15 protein-coding genes, 2 tRNA genes and 1 rRNA gene are annotated in these 16,240 nt (G+C 60.2%); 7 read left to right on the top strand and 11 right to left on the bottom strand.

Annotation, left to right across the window (positions count from 1 at the left end; genetic code table 11):
* Window positions 1–418 (top strand): HNH endonuclease signature motif containing protein (locus tag HMPREF3149_RS10310; protein WP_141741511.1); only part of this gene is annotated, 418 nt, incomplete at its 5' end.
* 89 nt (window positions 419–507) lie between these two features.
* Here HMPREF3149_RS10310 and HMPREF3149_RS10305 read toward each other — a convergent pair.
* The 7 genes from HMPREF3149_RS10305 to pgm form a co-directional block, all read right to left on the bottom strand.
* Window positions 508–1,230: a fructosamine kinase family protein gene (locus HMPREF3149_RS10305; protein ID WP_246819991.1), complete on the bottom strand. Its 723-nt coding sequence runs from the start codon at window positions 1,228–1,230 to the stop codon at window positions 508–510.
* Between the two features lie 49 nt (window positions 1,231–1,279).
* Window positions 1,280–1,352: transfer RNA gene (locus HMPREF3149_RS10300), tRNA-Ala, on the bottom strand.
* A gap of 23 nt (window positions 1,353–1,375) precedes the next feature.
* Window positions 1,376–1,448, bottom strand: a tRNA-Ala gene (locus HMPREF3149_RS10295).
* 93 nt (window positions 1,449–1,541) lie between these two features.
* Window positions 1,542–2,294 (bottom strand): DsbA family protein, encoded by a 753-nt coding sequence (locus HMPREF3149_RS10290; RefSeq protein WP_042532145.1) that lies wholly within the window; start codon window positions 2,292–2,294, stop codon window positions 1,542–1,544.
* A 55-nt stretch (window positions 2,295–2,349) separates the two neighbouring features.
* Window positions 2,350–2,817 carry a MauE/DoxX family redox-associated membrane protein gene (locus HMPREF3149_RS10285; RefSeq protein WP_042532147.1) on the bottom strand — a complete coding sequence of 156 codons (468 nt, stop codon included), beginning with the start codon at window positions 2,815–2,817 and terminating at the stop codon, window positions 2,350–2,352.
* Between the two features lie 44 nt (window positions 2,818–2,861).
* Window positions 2,862–3,323 carry a MauE/DoxX family redox-associated membrane protein gene (locus HMPREF3149_RS10280; protein WP_070537950.1) on the bottom strand — a complete coding sequence of 154 codons (462 nt, stop codon included), beginning with the start codon at window positions 3,321–3,323 and terminating at the stop codon, window positions 2,862–2,864.
* A 23-nt stretch (window positions 3,324–3,346) separates the two neighbouring features.
* On the bottom strand, window positions 3,347–4,963 hold the full coding sequence (gene pgm / locus HMPREF3149_RS10275) for a phosphoglucomutase (alpha-D-glucose-1,6-bisphosphate-dependent) (RefSeq protein WP_070537949.1): 1,617 nt from the start codon (window positions 4,961–4,963) through the stop codon (window positions 3,347–3,349).
* A 79-nt stretch (window positions 4,964–5,042) separates the two neighbouring features.
* Here pgm and HMPREF3149_RS10270 point away from each other — a divergent pair, with 79 nt between their 5' ends.
* Window positions 5,043–5,354, top strand: a complete 312-nt coding sequence (locus tag HMPREF3149_RS10270) for a fluoride efflux transporter family protein (RefSeq protein WP_070537948.1) — start codon at window positions 5,043–5,045, stop codon at window positions 5,352–5,354.
* Window positions 5,351–5,713, top strand: coding sequence for a FluC/FEX family fluoride channel (locus HMPREF3149_RS10265; protein WP_186302119.1), 363 nt, complete (start codon window positions 5,351–5,353; stop codon window positions 5,711–5,713). Before HMPREF3149_RS10270 ends, HMPREF3149_RS10265 begins: the two co-directional genes overlap by 4 nt.
* Before the next feature lie 16 nt (window positions 5,714–5,729).
* On the opposite strand, the gene HMPREF3149_RS10260 is transcribed toward HMPREF3149_RS10265, so the two are convergent.
* Both HMPREF3149_RS10260 and HMPREF3149_RS10255 read right to left on the bottom strand, forming a co-directional pair.
* Window positions 5,730–8,276 (bottom strand): ABC transporter permease, encoded by a 2,547-nt coding sequence (locus HMPREF3149_RS10260; RefSeq protein WP_070537946.1) that lies wholly within the window; start codon window positions 8,274–8,276, stop codon window positions 5,730–5,732.
* A gap of 3 nt (window positions 8,277–8,279) precedes the next feature.
* Window positions 8,280–9,020 (bottom strand): ABC transporter ATP-binding protein, encoded by a 741-nt coding sequence (locus HMPREF3149_RS10255; protein ID WP_042532157.1) that lies wholly within the window; start codon window positions 9,018–9,020, stop codon window positions 8,280–8,282.
* Window positions 9,021–9,113: 93 nt separating this feature from the next.
* Here HMPREF3149_RS10255 and HMPREF3149_RS10250 point away from each other — a divergent pair, with 93 nt between their 5' ends.
* Both HMPREF3149_RS10250 and crtI read left to right on the top strand, forming a co-directional pair.
* The gene (locus tag HMPREF3149_RS10250; protein WP_070537944.1) at window positions 9,114–9,962 is read left to right on the top strand and encodes a phytoene/squalene synthase family protein; all 849 of its coding nucleotides are present in this window, start codon (window positions 9,114–9,116) and stop codon (window positions 9,960–9,962) included.
* Window positions 9,959–11,467 carry a phytoene desaturase family protein gene (gene crtI / locus HMPREF3149_RS10245; protein WP_070537942.1) on the top strand — a complete coding sequence of 503 codons (1,509 nt, stop codon included), beginning with the start codon at window positions 9,959–9,961 and terminating at the stop codon, window positions 11,465–11,467. Before HMPREF3149_RS10250 ends, crtI begins: the two co-directional genes overlap by 4 nt.
* Here crtI and HMPREF3149_RS10240 read toward each other — a convergent pair.
* On the bottom strand, window positions 11,464–12,357 hold the full coding sequence (locus HMPREF3149_RS10240; protein ID WP_070537941.1) for a DUF2262 domain-containing protein: 894 nt from the start codon (window positions 12,355–12,357) through the stop codon (window positions 11,464–11,466). The two genes, crtI and HMPREF3149_RS10240, sit on opposite strands and share 4 nt — an antisense overlap.
* A 75-nt stretch (window positions 12,358–12,432) precedes the next feature.
* Here HMPREF3149_RS10240 and mgtE point away from each other — a divergent pair, with 75 nt between their 5' ends.
* On the top strand, window positions 12,433–13,797 hold the full coding sequence (gene mgtE / locus HMPREF3149_RS10235; RefSeq protein ID WP_070537939.1) for a magnesium transporter: 1,365 nt from the start codon (window positions 12,433–12,435) through the stop codon (window positions 13,795–13,797).
* A 1,530-nt stretch (window positions 13,798–15,327) separates the two neighbouring features.
* Complete coding sequence (locus HMPREF3149_RS10230) at window positions 15,328–15,576, top strand: hypothetical protein (RefSeq protein ID WP_070537937.1); 249 nt, start codon at window positions 15,328–15,330, stop codon at window positions 15,574–15,576.
* Window positions 15,577–15,967: 391 nt separating this feature from the next.
* Here the strand turns inward: HMPREF3149_RS10230 and rrf are convergent.
* Window positions 15,968–16,085: ribosomal RNA gene (rrf, locus tag HMPREF3149_RS10225) — 5S ribosomal RNA — on the bottom strand.
* Window positions 16,086–16,240: the final 155 nt, after the last annotated feature.

The following is a 16,240-nucleotide window of genomic DNA, read 5'->3' as shown; positions in this document are numbered from 1 at the left end:
GTATGCCACCATCATCCACCCCGTGGAAGGCCCCATTAACTCCTACCGCACCGAACGCGCAGCAAGCTGGAAACAACGCCTCACCCTAGCAGCTGAAACCCAAACCTGCTCCAGACCCGGCTGTAACAAACCAGCTGATTACTGCCAGGTTCACCACATCATCCCTTGGCAGGCGGGTGGCTACACCAACATCAAGAACCTGACCTTCCTGTGCGCCTACCACAACGGCATTAACGACGATGACCCTGAAAGGCCCACCGGCCGGGGCTACGTCTTCCGAATCCCCGGCGGCATCAGCTACATCCCACCCTGGGGACTGCCCATTACCGCCACACCCGAATACCAACAAGCCGCAGCCAGACTCGCCGCCGAGAAAGCGGCCCAAAAAGCACAAGGACAACCACCGGATCCGGGCTAAGACCCCGAACGCAGGCTAGACGCCTGCACCTGAACACACCGAAACCCGCCAACCACACACGGTTGATGGGCTATTCGGCGATCGTGTACTCAGCGCAAAGCGTCGATTGTGGCTTCCGCGGCCTTCCCGAGGGGCCGATAATATGCAGGACCGTGCGTGGTCGCATGCACAGCCAACGGATGCAGCTGATGCATCGGCACCCACCGCTCATACTCCTCCGGCACGCCATAGCCACGCAGGATCTCCTCATAGAAGGGCGTCCCGAACAACTCCAGCATGGCCAAATCCGTCCAGGGGTGCCCACCATGCGCTGCTGGGTCAATCATTACCGCGGACTCCGCAGTAAAGAGCACATTGCCGGCCCACAAGTCACCGTGGATTCGTGCCGGCGCCACCTCCCAGTCCGCTGACTGAACCGCGTCGCTTGCCACACGCACGACATCCTGAAGATCCTGCGGCAGCGTTTCCACGAAAGGCAGCACCCGCTGTTCAACATAGAATTCTCCCCAACTCTCACACGGCTGACAGGGCTGCTCCACGCGCCCGATGAAATTGGCGCCCTCCCAGCCCTCGGGCGGAGCGCCAAATGCTGGAGCACCCGCCTCGTGGACCTCGCGTAGTGCCGCACCAAACGACTGCGCAGCCTGAGCACTCGGCCGCGACTCCATCACTCGTCGAGTGCTAATGCTTGTCCCCGTAACCCCCGCTACCTCTACCACTACATCTGCACGCGCGGCCGCCAACCACCGCAGGCCCGCGGCCTCCGCACCGGCTTGGTCGGGACGAGAAACCTTTTTCGTGTACACATCCATGCACCCCAGCATAGAAAAGGGCCGCCCCCGCGGAGGAGACGGCCAACGGTGGAGCTAACGGGATTCGAACCCGTGACCCCCACACTGCCAGTGTGGTGCGCTACCAGCTGCGCCATAGCCCCAAAGTGATATTTAGTTTTAAACGTGGAGCTAACGGGATTCGAACCCGTGACCCCCACACTGCCAGTGTGGTGCGCTACCAGCTGCGCCATAGCCCCTCATACGAGGTGCAACCTCCGCGGTTGCAACTCGTAACAATATATCGCCTCCCAATTAACGAACCAAATCGCGTGTTCGGGAGACATTATTTATTACTCGACGACGAGGTCAACCCACTCCATGATGGAGGTGTTCTTATCCTCAGGAATGTCCTTGCCATCCTTGATGATGCGCGGCGAAGAAATCTGGCCCGTGTCAGCATCAAGCTTCTTGTAGTTAGCGGTGGCCAGCTCATTACCCTCGCCCACCTTGGCCTCCTGAATGGACTTCACGATGTCCTGGTCAGCACCCAGTGCTTTCGCCGCATCAGCAAAGTCGTTCAGCTCCCACTTGTTGTAGACCTTGGACTGGTTCTCCAAGAGGTACTTACGCATATTCCAGTACAGCGTCGCATCACCAGACTTTGCCACCTGCTCCATCGCAGCGGCAGCCTTGGACGAGTGTCCCTTGTTGGACTTGATGCTCTCAAGACCGTTCTGGCTTCCGTCGATGAAGTTCAGGGTACGAACATGGACGATGAGCTTGCCTTCATCAATAGCATCCTTCATCTGGCCATCGGTTTCCTTCGCCAGGTCGCCACAGTGAGGGCAGGAGTAATCCTCGTAGAGCTCAACTTCGACGGCATCCTTTGCCGCGTCCGGGGACTTGAGAGTCACAGCGTTATCCGCGAGAGACATGTCCATGCTGACATCTTCAGCAGCGTAGTCTCCCAGCGCGTCGGTCTGTGCGCCGCGGCCCTGGTAGACGATGTAGCCGATAACCACGGCGACAATCACCAGCAAAACAGCGAGGCCCCAAAGGAATCCACTATTACCCTTGGAGTTGGGGTCTTTAACTGTGCTCATTGAACAACCTTGCCTTCATGACTTTTTGGAACAGATGGAAGCCTACACACCGTGGCTAGGGATGCAGTGCAAATTTGGTAAACGGACGCTTAATTGTCCACACCATTAAGACAGAATAGAAGAGATCGCGCAACAGTGTCATCATGTAGTTCATCACTTGCGCATCGTCATTGGGATTTGGAGCAAAGCAACCACAATCAATACCCAGCCCACGTAACCAAGCTTGGGCGATACCAATCATGAACAGTGTCAGTACGACCTGGCCTACCCACGCCGCGGGGCGAAGGAACAATCCGAGAAGCAGCAGCAATCCGCCGCATACCTCGAGGGGCCCGATGAGATACGACAGGTAGTGCGACCATTCCGGTGTAAAGATCTCGTAAGCCTCGATGCTCTGCGTCACCGCGAGCTGGTCGGAAAACTTTGACAGGCCAGCCTTAATCCAGACGTAGGCCATGTAAAACCGCGCGAACGCGCTGATGATGTCGAGCACCAGCGCCACGCTTATCTTCTTTTGTGCCACGAATTCACTCTAGCAAACCCACTACCAGTACTTTTAATTCCTAACTATGAATAAATAGCGAACCGCCTATAGGGGCGGCGGATGGTCCACATGGTGAGGGCAAGGAACACGATGTCACGAAGCAGTGTCAGCATGTAGTTCATCCCTTGGGAACCGCTGTTGGCAGTGTAGCCAAAGCATCCGCAATCAATGACGAGCCCGCGCGCCCACGCCTGGGCCACACCGACCAGAAAAAGCACGAGGACGACGGCGCCGACTGCCGACGCCTCCCTCAAGAACAGTCCCAGCAGGAGCAGCACCCCACCCATGACTTCGAGCGGGCCAATCGCCACAGCCAGGTATCCAGACCATTCTGGCGTGAAGATTTCATAAGCCTGAATGGCCTGGGCCATGTCCATCTGGGCGTTGAGCTTCTGCACGCCGGCGATGATCCACACCGCCGCCATGCCGAAGCGGGCTAGAGCACTGATGATGTCCGCCACAGGCGCGGAGTGAAGAGGAGCCATGGCCCATCAGCATAGACGCGTACCTACGAGCCGAGGACCTGTGACACCAGCGCTTGTGCTTCCTCCTGCACCTGCTTGAGGTGTTCTTCGCCACGGAAGCTCTCGGCGTAGATCTTGTACTTGTCCTCCGTGCCGGATGGACGGGCGGCAAACCAAGCGTTCTCGGTGGTCACCTTGAGACCACCAATGGCGGCACCGTTGCCTGGGGCTTCGGTGAGCTTGGCCAGGATTTCTTCGCCTGCCAGCTCCATCGCGGTGACCTGCTCCGGGGAGAGCTTCTTCAAAATCGCCTTCTGCTCGCGGTTAGCGGGGGCATCGGTGCGCGCGTAGGCCGGCGCACCATATTCTTCCGCCAGCTCGGCGTAGCGCTGGGACGGGGTCTTGCCGGTCACGGCCAGGATTTCCGCGGCCAGCAGATCCAGGATGATACCGTCCTTGTCCGTCGACCACACGGAACCGTCAAAGCGGAGGAAGGAGGCGCCGGCGGACTCTTCGCCGCCGAAGCCGAGGGAGCCGTCGACAAGCCCCGGCACAAACCACTTGAAGCCCACCGGAACCTCGACGAGCTCGCGGCCCAAGTTTGCCACCACGCGGTCAATCATGGAAGAGGACACCAGCGTCTTGCCCACGCCGGCGTTACCCCACTGCGGGCGGTGGCTAAACAGGTACTCGATGGCAACCGCCAGGTAGTGGTTCGGGTTCATCAGGCCCGCATCCGGGGTGACGATGCCGTGGCGGTCCGCGTCAGCGTCATTACCGGTGGCGAGGTCGTACTTCGCGCGGTTGTCCACCAACGACGCCATCGCGTTCGGCGAGGAGCAGTCCATGCGGATTTTGCCGTCCGTATCCAGCGTCATGAAGCGGAAAGTGCCGTCCACCTCCGGGTTCACCACGGTCATGGCGAGCCCGTAGTGCTCCGCAATCGCCGCCCAGTAGTCCACGGACGCGCCACCCATCGGGTCCGCGCCGATGCGCACGCCGGCCTCCTTGATGGCCTTCATGTCCACGACGTTCTCGAGGTCCGCCACGTAGGTGTCCAGGTAGTTGTGCTTCACGCAGCGTTCATCAAGCACGCCCGATACCGGCACGCGCTTCACACCTTCCAGCCCGGCGCGCAGATACTCGTTGGCCTTGGCAGCAATCCAGTCGGTGGCATCGGTGTCAGCCGGACCACCGGTGGGTGGGTTGTACTTGAAGCCACCATCGCGCGGTGGGTTGTGGGACGGGGTGATGACGATGCCGTCGGTGCCCGGGTTGGTGAGGATGGCGTGGGAGACAGCCGGGGTCGGCGTGTAGCGGCCGCGGTCATCGACGCGAACCTCCACCTCATTGGCCAGAAGGACCTCGAGGGCGGAGACCATAGCGGGCTCCGACAGGGCATGAGTATCACGGCCGATGAAGATGGCGCCGGTCGTGTTCTGTTCGGCGCGGTAGTCCACAATGGCCTGGGTAATGGCCAGGATGTGGGCCTCGTTGAAGGCGGTGTCTAGGGCTGAGCCGCGGTGTCCGGAGGTACCGAAGGCGACCTGCTGGTCGGGATTATCGGCGTCGGGGGTGCGGGTGTAGTAGGCGGTGACCAGCTCCGCGATGTCGATGAGATCGGAAGGCTGGGCTAGTTGGCCGGCGCGCTCGTGTGCCATTGTTTCCTCCTTGAGACGTGGATATACCTTTAGCTTGCCTTCTTCGCAGAGGTTTCGCATCCCAATTAGGATGGTGCGCATGCCACAAACCATTCTTGTGGGCTGCGGGGCGGCGCTCGGGGCGCTGGCTCGTTTCGCCCTCTCCACTATCCTCGGCGGTGGTGCACTGCCGCTGCTTGTCATCAACCTCGTGGGCAGCGCCGTCATGGGCTATGCCAAGCCGCCGGCCTTCTGGGGCACGGGCTTCTTGGGCGGGTTTACCAGCTTCGCCACGTTTGCCTTCCTCACCTCTGGGTTCGACCCGGCACAGGCGGGCGCGTACGTGCTGGCCACCGTGGTGGGTTGTACGGGGGCCTACCTGCTTGGCGACGTCTCCCGGAGGCCCGCATGATCATCATCTCTGCCCTCGCCGTGCTTGTTGGTGGTTTTCTGGGCGGTTGCGGGCGTTTCGCCCTGACCCGCATTTTGCCTTCCCCCACATGCACGTTTGCGGCAAATATTACGGGCGCGGCGGTCGCTGGCGTGGCCTATGGCTATGCCGCGCATACACAAGCCCCTGAGTATCTACTCCCACTGCTGGCGGCAGGATTAGCAGGCGGCTTATCAACTTGGTCCACGCTGGCCAAGGAACTCGGAGAAATGATAAAAGCCAAGCGCTGGTGGCGCCTGGCTCGTTACGTCTTCTGGACGGTTGGCCTCGGCATCGTGGTGGCCTGGCGCGGAGCCTGGGTAGGCTCCCTCCTGGCCTAGCCGGAGTACCCGGCTTTTAATCCGCGATGGCGTCGAGAGGCGGGGTTTTCGCCGCGCGCTGCGCCGGCCAGATGGCGGCGAGCACGCCCACGAGAGCCGAACCGACAAGCATGATGATGAGCATCGGCCATGGGACCGTGGCGGAGTCTAGGCCGTCATCGGCAAGCACGGAGATGAACGCCCAGCCCAGGCCGAGGCCGAGGAGCATGCCCATGATGGCGCCGAAGAGGGCGATCTGCACCGACTCGACCGTGATCATCGTGCGGATCTGGCGGCGCTGCGTGCCGACTGCTCGCAGCATGCCGATTTCCTGGCGGCGTTCAATAACGCCCAGGGTCAAGGTGTTGACGATGCCGAGGATCGCGATGATCACCGCCAGCGCCAGCAGCGCGTAGAGGATGGTGAGCATCTGGTCGATCAAGCCGGCTGCCTCGCCGGCGAACTCGGCGCCGGTGCGCACCTGCACCACGACGAGGTCCTTGACGGATTCCTCCAGGTTGGTTCGCAGCTCCTCCGTGTCGAAGCCCTCGGCCGCGTTGACGGCGACCATCATGATGTCAAGGCTCGACGGGTCTACAACTTCGGTTGCCACGGACTCGGACAGCGCCAGACGCGGCAGCATCTGGGAGGGCTCATAGGTACCGATGAGCGTCACCTCACTGGTGCGGGTGGGGTCAGGGCCGGTGAGCTCGTAGGTTTGGCCGACCTGCCAGCCCTGCTCCTCCGCCAACGCCGTATCCGCAATGAAGCCCTTCTCGTCGCCCAGCTTGAGGGAACCTTCCGCGACGGTGAGGTTGAGGATGTCGTCGGCGTTGCCACCGATAACCTGGCTGAAAGCCACCTGCGGGCCATAGTTCATTGAGGCTTGGCCATCCACCATGATAGGTGCAGAGCTCATCGCCACAACCTGTCCAGCGCCCTCAGTATCGCGAGCGCGCTGGGCGGTTTCGTTCGGAGTTGGGAAGTTGCCGGTGGTGGGGCCGGTCAGCAGGTAATCGGCGCGAACATCTTCATCGATGACATCGGAGACCGAGGCCTTCATCGTCGCGCCCAGCATGCCGATGGCCGTCACCAGCGCCACGCCGAGCATGAGAGCAAAAGCGGTCGCCGCGGTGCGGCGCGGGTTACGCCCCGAGTTCGTCGCCGCCAACTTGCCCACGGCGCCGAACGGTGCGCCCACGACGCGCCCAATCGACGGCACAATCGGCAGGGAGATTGCCGGACCAGCAAGGAAGAAACCAACAATAAGGTTCAGGGAACCGAGGCCGACGAGGGCGGCGCGAAGGCCCGTCTTGGCGTCGATAAGCACGCCCAACACCGCGAAGGCAATGCCGGCAACGAGCAACAGCGCACCCAGCACCGTACGCACCATCAGGGAGGAACCGGCGGCGGATTCGGTGGTACGCATGGCCTCCACCGGCTTGACTGCACCGGCGCGGCGAGCCGGCGCCCACGCAGAAATCACGGTGACTACCGTGCCCAGAATCAGCGGCACGATGACAGCACTCAGGCTCAAGCCCAAGCCGCCGCCCATCGGCATACCTTGCGTGGTGAACACCGCCTTAATCGCCGCGACAAGCCCCACACCAGCGACAACGCCGACCGCAGAGCCCACGATGCCCACGATGATGGCCTCAGTGACGACCGAACGCGTGATCTGTCCGCGGGAGGCGCCCAGTGCGCGCAGCAGCGCAAATTCCTTCGTGCGCTGGGCGACGATCATAGAGAACGTATTCGCAATGATGAACGTGCCCACGAGCAGTGCAATAAGGCCGAAGGCGATGAGGAAGTAGTTGACGAACTTCAGCGCAGAGGAAATCTGGTCAGAGATTTCCTTGGCCAGCTCTTCACCGGACTCGGCCTCCACCTCAAAGGTTTCGTTGAGGTGATCCACGAGTTCCTCGGCGCTCACTCCCTCAGCGGCGGCGACCTTAAGCTGGGAGGAATCACCGTAGCGTTCGGTGAATCCTTCGTGGTCCATGTGCAGTGTCAGGCTGGCCCCTTGATCCACGGCGGGCTTGACCACACCGACGACCTTCACCTCATCGCGCTGGTCTGGGTGGACTACGAGAATAGTGTCACCGATAGTGATACCGAACTTCTCGGCTGCGGAATCATTGATGACGACTTCACCGGTGCCGTGGGGCTCGGAGCCGTCGACAAGCTCGGCGGGCTCGCCTACAGACTGATCCGCGGAATAATACGGCTGCACGCTCGAGGTGCCGCCGCCGGTCTGAAAAGCCTCGGCGTCCTTGTTGGCAACAACGACGGTCTGGCTGCTCTGCACGTTAACTGCGCGGACCTCCGGATCGTGTGCGATGTCCTCTCGCATCTTGCTATCCAGAACCGGTCCGCCCTCCTTCTGGCTGACCGCGGCATCCACGCCGGTAAAGGCGGTGTCCACGGCGGAGTCGAAGGTATTGGACAACGCGTTGGTGAACATGAAGGAACCGGAAATGAACGCGGTACCCAGCACCACTGCCAACAGCGTCAGGGCAAGGCGCAGCTTGTGCGCCAGAATGTTGCGCACGGATACCGTGCGCATGGAGTTCTTCGTGGCCATGCTTTAGCCCTCGATTTCTGCCATCACAGCGTGGATGGACTCCATAGTCGGGTTGTGTAGTTCGTTGACGAGGCGGCCATCGGCCAAGAACACCACGCGATCGGCATACGACGCGGCCTTGGCATCGTGGGTGACGATGACGACGGTCTGGCCGTCCTTATCCACGGCTGTGCGCAGAATGTCGAGCACCTCGGCGGAGGAGTTGGAGTCGAGGTTGCCGGTGGGCTCATCACCGAAGATGATTTCCGGGCGCGACACCAACGCGCGGGCGCAGGCCACACGCTGCTGCTGGCCACCGGAGAGCTCCGCCGGGCGGTGCTCCAGGCGCTTGGCCAAACCAAGGCGCGTGGTGACCTCATCGAACCACTCCTTGTCAACTTTCTTGCCCGCAATGTCGGTCGGCAGGGTGATGTTTTCTGCCGCGGTCAACGTAGGCACGAGGTTGAAGGACTGGAAAATGAAGCCGAGGCGGTCGCGACGCAGTGCGGTGATGTCCTTATCGCTGAGCTGGGACATGTCGGTGTCACCGATGAAGGCCGAGCCGGACGTCGCGGAGTCCAGACCCGCCATGGTGTGCATGAGAGTGGACTTACCGGAACCAGACGGGCCCATGATGGCGGTGAAGGCGTTGCGCGCAAACTCGACGTTGACGTGGTCCAACGCGGTGACTGCGGTGTCTCCCTGCCCGTATTGCTTAAACAGGTCAACGGCGCGGGCCGCAGCAGTCATCGTTGGGGTGGTCATGGACGTGTTCTCCTTATAGATAGGGAAAGTAACGTCACTACCCTATCTTGCTCAAGGTGAGTTGTGTGACGCATGTGGTCTAAAATATGGGCCATGCGCGCTTCTCTTTCCGCTTTGGAACGCTATGACCGCAGCGCCGTGGCCGCCGCGGCGCAGGTGATGCGCCACTACTCCACCAGCTTTTCCCTGGCCACCCGGCTACTTTCACCCCAGGTGAGAGTGGATATCCGTAACCTGTACGCAATGGTGCGCACGGCCGATGAGATTGTGGACGCGGGGCTTGATCCCGATGATGCCGCCGCGCTTCTCGACGCCTACGAGGCCACCGTCCGCCACTCCCCTTCCCAGCGCTTTCACACCGATCCCATAGTGCATGCGTATGCACTATCAGCTCGGCACTGCGGATTTAAGGACGACCATGTGGCGCAGTTTTTCTCCTCGATGCGCAGCGATCTGACCCGGAGCACCCACACGCAGGAGTCCTTCGAGGACTACATCTGTGGTTCCGCAGAGGTCATTGGGTTGCTGTGCGTGGATGCCTTCTTCTCGGGTGGGCCGCGGCCGGAGGGTGTGGACAACGGCGCTCGGCGCTTAGGCGCTGCCTTTCAGAAGATTAACTTCCTACGAGATCTTCACGAGGACTCGGCAGAGTTGGGTCGGGCGTATTTCCCCTCCCTGCCGGATCCCACACGCTTGGATGAGGAGGCAAAGGCCGCAATTATCGAGGATATTCGCGCAGATCTCGCCGTGGCGCGCACCGCCACGGCGTTGTTGCCGCGCGGCTCACGCATCGGCGTGGCTGCAGCCACGGCGTTGTTCACCGAGCTCACCGACCTGCTCGAGGCCACGCCCGCCGCTGACATCATGGAGACTCGCGTGTCGGTTCCGGCTGCGCGTAAGGCCATCTTGGTGAGCCGAGCTGCAGCAGGAGCGTTGAGGTGAGGGCCGTTGTTATTGGCGCGGGCATTGCGGGCCTCGCCAGTGCGGCGTTGTTGCTGCGTGAGGGGTGGGACGTGGTGGTCGTCGATAAGCAGAGCAGCGTCGGTGGGCGCGCGGGGAAGCTGGAGGTGGACGGCTTCCGCTTCGACACGGGACCATCGTGGTACCTCATGCCGGAGGCCTTCGATGAGTTTTTCCGCGCCTGCGGCACCAGTACTGAGCGCGAGCTGGACCTGGTGGATCTCTCCCCCGCCTATCGCGTGTACAACGAGGACGGGGAGCACCTCGATGTGGAAAGCGGCGTGGACGAGGTCGCGCGGTTGTTTGAGTCCCTTGAACCGGGTGCGGGCGCGCGGGTGCGGACCTATCTGGCGCGGGCCTCCGAGGTGTATGCCATAGCGCTACGCAATTTTCTCTACACCACGTTTTCCCGCCCGACGGAGCTTCTCACGCGGGATGTTCTCAGCCGACTGGGCACGCTCGCGCTGCTGCTCACGCGTTCTCTCGATGGCCTAGTGGCGGCGCGGTTTCAGGACTACCGTTTGCGGCAGATTCTGACCTATCCGGCAGTGTTTCTCTCCACCGAGCCGAAGGCTGCCCCGGCGCTGTATTCGCTGATGAGCCATACCGATTTAGTGGAGGGCGTGCGCTATCCGCAGGGCGGGTTCGCCGCGGTGGTGGAGGCGATTGCGCGGCAGGCAACGGGGGCAAAGTTCCACCTCGGCACGGCGGTGACGGCGATCAACTGCGCCCATGGCCGCGCAACGGGCGTCACGCTTAATGACGGCCACATCATCCCCGCCGATGCCGTTATCTCGGCCGCTGACCTGCACCACACAGAGAACGCTCTGCTCCCGACTTCCGCGCGGACCTACCCCGAGTGCTACTTCGCGCGGCGAAATCCTGGTCTGGGCACGGTCTTAGTCTTTCTGGGCGTGAAAGGCTCTGTCCCGCAGCTTGCGCACCATACGCTGCTGTTCAGCAAAGATTGGACGCCCGACTTCAAAGCCGTCTACCACGGGCCGGAGGCCGCCCGGCCGCTGGGAGCCTCTGAGTCAATTTATGTATCAAAGACATCCGCAACCGATCCGACTGTGGCACCCGCGGGCTATGAGAACCTCTTTATCCTCGTTCCCGTCCCGGCGGACGAATCCTATGGCCATGGCGATGCCTATGGTGCTGAAGAATCTGCCCGAGTAAGTGCCATTGCTAACGCTGCCGTGGCGCAACTGGGGTCCTGGTTGGGGATTGAGGATCTGGAGGGGAGGGTCGTCGTCAAGCGCACGCTCGGTCCTTCGGACTTTGCCGAGCAGTACAATTCCTGGTCCGGCGGCGCCGTGGGACCTGCGCACACGCTACGGCAGTCGGCGTTCTTCCGCGGACGCAACGTGTCGCGCAAGCTCTCTAACCTGTACTACGCCGGAGGCACCACGGTGCCCGGCGTGGGCGTGCCGATGTGTCTCATTTCCGCCCAGAACGTGCTGACACGGATGCGCGAGCAGCGCTAGGCGTCCAGCTCACATCCTACGGGCGTGCCATTTCTCCTCGTCATCACCGTAACGGGGTGGCCGCCGAAAAGGTAGCCGTCATCGAACTCGACGATAATGTGCCCGCGTTGGGGAACCTCAACCGCAACCGGTGTCACTGCGCGGTAGACGTCCTCCACGCTCAGCTCTGGGATGGGAGCATCTATGCCCTCTGCCTGCGCCACATCGGTGCGCCAGCGGTTGGCTGCAGCGAGGGTTTTCTTCGCGGCGAAGCGACGCGCCTTCTCGAGGAAACCGGCGCTCACCACCTTGTTGATGACTTTCAGCTGTGCTTTAAAATTCTTCTTTGTGTCCGCAAGGAGGAGCTCCTCCCCTTCATACACGATGCCGATATCCACTCCGAGGTCCTCGGCCCGCCCGTCGAACGTGTTCGACCCGCGATCGAGCACCAATGGCCCGTGGTCGGAGTTGAGGATGACCGGAGCCGCGAGCTTGGCCACCAAGGCGTCCATAGCAGGATCCGCGATAGTAGGAAGAATCTCCCAAATATCGACATAATGCTGCTGACTTCTCTCATGGAAATGGCGTGCTCCCCGCGCGCGGTACACGGTGAAAGGCTCTAAATCAGCGAGCTCCCGCGGATCCCATATCGTTTTTCCTCCGGAGGTCTGAAAAAGCTGTGGGTAGCGCACGTCGATGTCACCAGTAATCAGCTCTCCATCCGGCAAGAACCGGAGGGCGAGACCGCCCATGCTCAATAGCTGAATGTGCGTCCTATCTTCGGAGTAAGGTGATTCGCTTTCTGACCTCTGCGGGGCTGTAGGGGCGATGAATAAGAACTCCGCTGCCTCATTGGTGAGAGTTGCCTGAAGGATCTCATCGTCGGGAAAATCACGGTAGAGCGACAGCATGTGAGCAATACTAACGCCGTCACGGTTCTAGCGTAGTCTGAGGGGGTTGGACGTCGAGAAGAAAGGCGCTGGGCAATGGCAGATACAACTGAGCAGGCCAGCGAAGTCGTCGAGGCCTGGCTGAAGCAGGACGATGCCATCGACCCGAAGAAAGCACCAAAGTTGCAGAAGCTTCTCGCCGAGGTACCTCGGCAGGAACTGATTGCCATCGTGGAACGCCAAAATGCTGTGCGCGCCGCGTTGGCGCTGCGCCTGCTGCCGCGAGCACAGTCCATTGCGGTTTTCGACGCACTCGACGCCAAGCACCAGGCCGACATCATCGACGAGTTGGGCAACGCAGACGTCTACGAATTCTTCGACGAACTCGACCCGGAGGACCGAGTAGCGCTCCTCGACGAACTCCCAGCAGAAATTGCTGACCGTCTCCTGCGCTCACTGACACAGTCCAAGCGGGACGTCACGGGTGTGGTTCTGGGGTACACGAAAGGTTCGGTGGGCCGCCGAATGTCGCCGGAAGTCCCCGAGATTCTGCCGTCTATGACCGTTGATGATGCCCTGACCACCCTGCGTGATACCGCCGATGAGTTGGAAACCATCTACACCATTCCGGTTACGCGATCTGACCGCCGATTGGTCGGTGTCGTCAGCTTGCGCGAAATCTTCGTTGCGCAATCAGGTGTTCTGATCGACTCCATCATGCAGGATCCGATCTACGCCCATGCCAGCGATGACGCCGAGGAAACCGTGCGCTGGTTCCTGCCCCTGGATATCCTCGCGCTGCCCATCGTCGATGACTCACACCGCTTGGTGGGTCTGCTCACGTGGGACGATGCCACGGACATCGTTGAGGAGGCTGATAGTGAGGACTCCGCACGCGCCGGTGGTACTGAGGCTCTGCAGCAGCCTTATCTCTCCACGCCTTTGCTCAAGCTGGTGCGCTCGCGCATCGTATGGCTACTGGTGTTGGCGGTTTCGGCTTTGCTCACGGTGCAGGTACTCGACTCTTTCGAGGGAACTCTGGCGAAGGCCGTCGTGTTGTCTCTGTTTATCCCGCTATTGACAGGAACCGGCGGTAATACGGGAAACCAGGCAGCAACGACGGTAACCCGTGCGCTGGCGCTTGGCGACGTCCGCACGCGCGACCTCATCGCCGTCATGTGGCGCGAGTTACGCGTCGGCATGTTACTCGGCGCCGTCCTCGGATCAGCAGGACTGGTGCTCGCCACCCTGGTCTACGGACTCGACATCGGAATCGTGATCGGTTCGACCCTCTTTCTCATCTGCTCTATTTCAGCAACAGTCGGCGGTCTTATGCCCATCGTTGCCAAGACCGTGGGTGCGGACCCGGCAGTCTTTTCTAACCCGTTTATTTCCACGTTCTGCGATGCGACGGGCCTGATTATCTACTTCCTCATCGCAAAATCAGTTCTGGGGATCTAGTCCACTTTGGGGAGAATACCCCGGCTAACCGGCGGGCCCCGCTAAGCCTCACAAACTTAGCTCACATGTCACAACCGCACTACGAACCCGCCTTCGGAACCCCGACCGAACGATTCGAACACGCCGTACGCCTCACGTTCCACTCGCATTTGTACTAACCGCCTACTCCAGAATGACCGCTCCGGAAGTACCCCGGCAGCACCAGTTTTTCCTAGTCGCGTCAGGGTTCGGCGATGTTTTTGGCGGCGTAGTGGTCGTTGACGTTGTAGCGAGCTAGGTATTGGGTGTGGGCGCGGCACTGGGGATGTGTGGGTACTGCTGCCGGCGTGCGGCCTTATGGGGTAAGCGCGCGCCCTGCTGGGTGGGCGGGTGCTGTGGTCGTGCGGTCTGTGGTGGGGTTGCACATGTCCAGACCTGGAAGGCGACTCATTAAGCGTGCTGTCAAGGGGTGAATGCGCCACTTCGACCGGGAGGTAGTTGTGACTCGTTGGACTCCGAAGGATGTTAAAGATGCTGCTATTGAGCGAGTGGCTGCAGGCGAGGCAGTTAGCCTGGTCGCGCGTGATGTGGGTGTGGGTCCCGATACACTATCCTAGGATAGGCACGAGAAGGAGGTTATGTTAATGAGACGCATGATGGCACGGATAGGGTTCACTAGTATTGTCTCCCTATCACTCTCCTCTTGTAGTTTTGATGACCCATTGGCTTCTCATCTCGCGTCCCTAGGACGATCGGGACATGCAATCCCCGTTACTGAGTCCATCACACTGGAGGAACTCTACGGACCAGAGTGGACTGAGTTTTCGCTCGTGTGCCCATACACTCCGTATCAAACAGTCAAAGAAACACTTATGGTTGATGATCCCCCTGTTCCAGAACACGGCTTCGACGATCACGAAAACTTCCTCTTTCTTAGAGGAAAGGGCGACAGCGAACAATGGGTGAGGTTCTCTCGACAGGCTCTCGATCTGTGTTCTCCATCAAGTCCGCCTTCTGTAATCATGGAGTCAACGACAGTTGCTCTCAGTTTTTCTCTGGATAATCCGGGTAGTGCTTGGATTCTAACCGGCTTGAACAAGTAGTCATATGGGCTCGCTGCTCCTGGGCAGTATCGGGGACACTCAGATTGGGATTAGCGTGCACGCGACGACCGATGCAGCATCCTGTTTAATAAAGCACTTATAGAAAATATTTTCTAGTGATTGCGCATGCGCGTCCACCACTAAGGAAAGACTGGTACCCATGAAACCAATCAATGGTCTACTCGCTACTCACGGTGTGCCTGTTTATGATCCTGACGATGCAACCTTAAGTAGTGGCAAGCACGCCCAGGCGATCATCATCGCGGCCCCTCTGCTCGCAGCTGCGGAATCATCTATGTGTCCAGACGTGGAAGGTACCGACCTACAGGTCGCGATATCCCGGTGTTTTCGGTGAGTGTTGCGCTAGCTGGCGACCCATTGCTTTTGACTTTTCGGTTCGATAGCCTAGGAATCCCCTATACTTCCCTATCCGAAAGGACCTGACACGATGAAGAAGCCCCTAGCTATCATCGGCGCCGCCGCACTCCTTGTGACAGCAGCCCCCACCGCGAACGCTGAAGACAGCACAGCGCACAACACCAACCAGGGCTCGACCACCGATCTCAATGAGATCGTCGTCGACTCCCCCATTTACGGCATCATCGCTATCCCAGTCACGCTCTCATCTATCGCGCTGTCGTTCCTTGGTATTCCTCAGTGCGGTTTGCATGACACCCGCGGATGCAAGAAGGGTTAAGCGCCTAAGCCCAACCTCCAACTTTTACCTCAAAACATAACGCCCGCCAGCCCAACATTCTTGGGTTGGCGGGTATACAATTGCCGCGCATTAAGACTTCTCCCGGCAAAGCCCTAGGCGTAACCTGATTCCTGTTTACGGTGGCGGCTGGCTTTTGTATGTGTCCAGACGTGGAAGTGCAGACCTGCAGGTGGTGGCGTGCCGGGGCTGTTGGGTGGGTCTTTCGCCAGCTGGGCGTGTCGCCTTTTAGGTCTGTACTTTTACATCGGCGGGGTTGATGAAGTGTCCCGGCGTGGGTGCGGTGGGTTTGTGGAAAACCGGAAGAGACCGTTGAAGCGGTGTTGCTTCAACGGTCCCTTTTCGTTGTATTGAGTTGTTTGTTGTTGTTTGGTGTCGGCGGTTTCTTACTCTCCCACAACCTCCCGGTTGCAGTACCATCAGCGCGGGCAGGCTTAGCTTCCGGGTTCGGAATGGGTCCGGGCGTTTCCCTGCTGCTATAGGCCACCGACAAACACTTAGAGCACACCTAGTCTGGTCGTGTGTGTTGTGTCAGATACTGTGTAGTGGACGCGAGCGACAGTGTGAATCGTGTCTTCGTGTTTGTGTTTATTCCCCAAACCCTGATGTTTAAAGGGTTTGGTGTGTTTGTTTTGGTCTATTAGTA

This window comes from Corynebacterium sp. HMSC05E07 (assembly GCF_001807225.1).
Taxonomy (GTDB): Bacteria; Actinomycetota; Actinomycetes; order Mycobacteriales; family Mycobacteriaceae; genus Corynebacterium; species Corynebacterium singulare.
The sequence above is the reverse complement of the archived record's forward strand: the minus strand, read 5'-3'. Positions and strand labels throughout refer to the sequence as shown.

Bases quoted from the DNA above. Each gene is read 5' to 3' on its own strand.
- HMPREF3149_RS10250 (WP_070537944.1), top strand. From the start codon at position 9,114: ATGCGCGCTTCTCTTTCCGCTTTGGAACGCTATGACCGCAGCGCCGTG.
- HMPREF3149_RS10255 (WP_042532157.1), bottom strand. From the start codon at position 9,020: ATGACCACCCCAACGATGACTGCTGCGGCCCGCGCCGTTGACCTGTTT.
- HMPREF3149_RS10280 (WP_070537950.1), bottom strand. From the start codon at position 3,323: ATGGCTCCTCTTCACTCCGCGCCTGTGGCGGACATCATCAGTGCTCTA.
- HMPREF3149_RS10290 (WP_042532145.1), bottom strand. From the start codon at position 2,294: ATGAGCACAGTTAAAGACCCCAACTCCAAGGGTAATAGTGGATTCCTT.
- mgtE (WP_070537939.1), top strand. From the start codon at position 12,433: ATGGCAGATACAACTGAGCAGGCCAGCGAAGTCGTCGAGGCCTGGCTG.
- HMPREF3149_RS10230 (WP_070537937.1), top strand. From the start codon at position 15,328: ATGAAGAAGCCCCTAGCTATCATCGGCGCCGCCGCACTCCTTGTGACA.
- HMPREF3149_RS10270 (WP_070537948.1), top strand. From the start codon at position 5,043: ATGCCACAAACCATTCTTGTGGGCTGCGGGGCGGCGCTCGGGGCGCTG.
- pgm (WP_070537949.1), bottom strand. From the start codon at position 4,963: ATGGCACACGAGCGCGCCGGCCAACTAGCCCAGCCTTCCGATCTCATC.
- HMPREF3149_RS10305 (WP_246819991.1), bottom strand. From the start codon at position 1,230: ATGGATGTGTACACGAAAAAGGTTTCTCGTCCCGACCAAGCCGGTGCG.
- HMPREF3149_RS10260 (WP_070537946.1), bottom strand. From the start codon at position 8,276: ATGGCCACGAAGAACTCCATGCGCACGGTATCCGTGCGCAACATTCTG.
- HMPREF3149_RS10265 (WP_186302119.1), top strand. From the start codon at position 5,351: ATGATCATCATCTCTGCCCTCGCCGTGCTTGTTGGTGGTTTTCTGGGC.
- HMPREF3149_RS10240 (WP_070537941.1), bottom strand. From the start codon at position 12,357: ATGCTGTCGCTCTACCGTGATTTTCCCGACGATGAGATCCTTCAGGCA.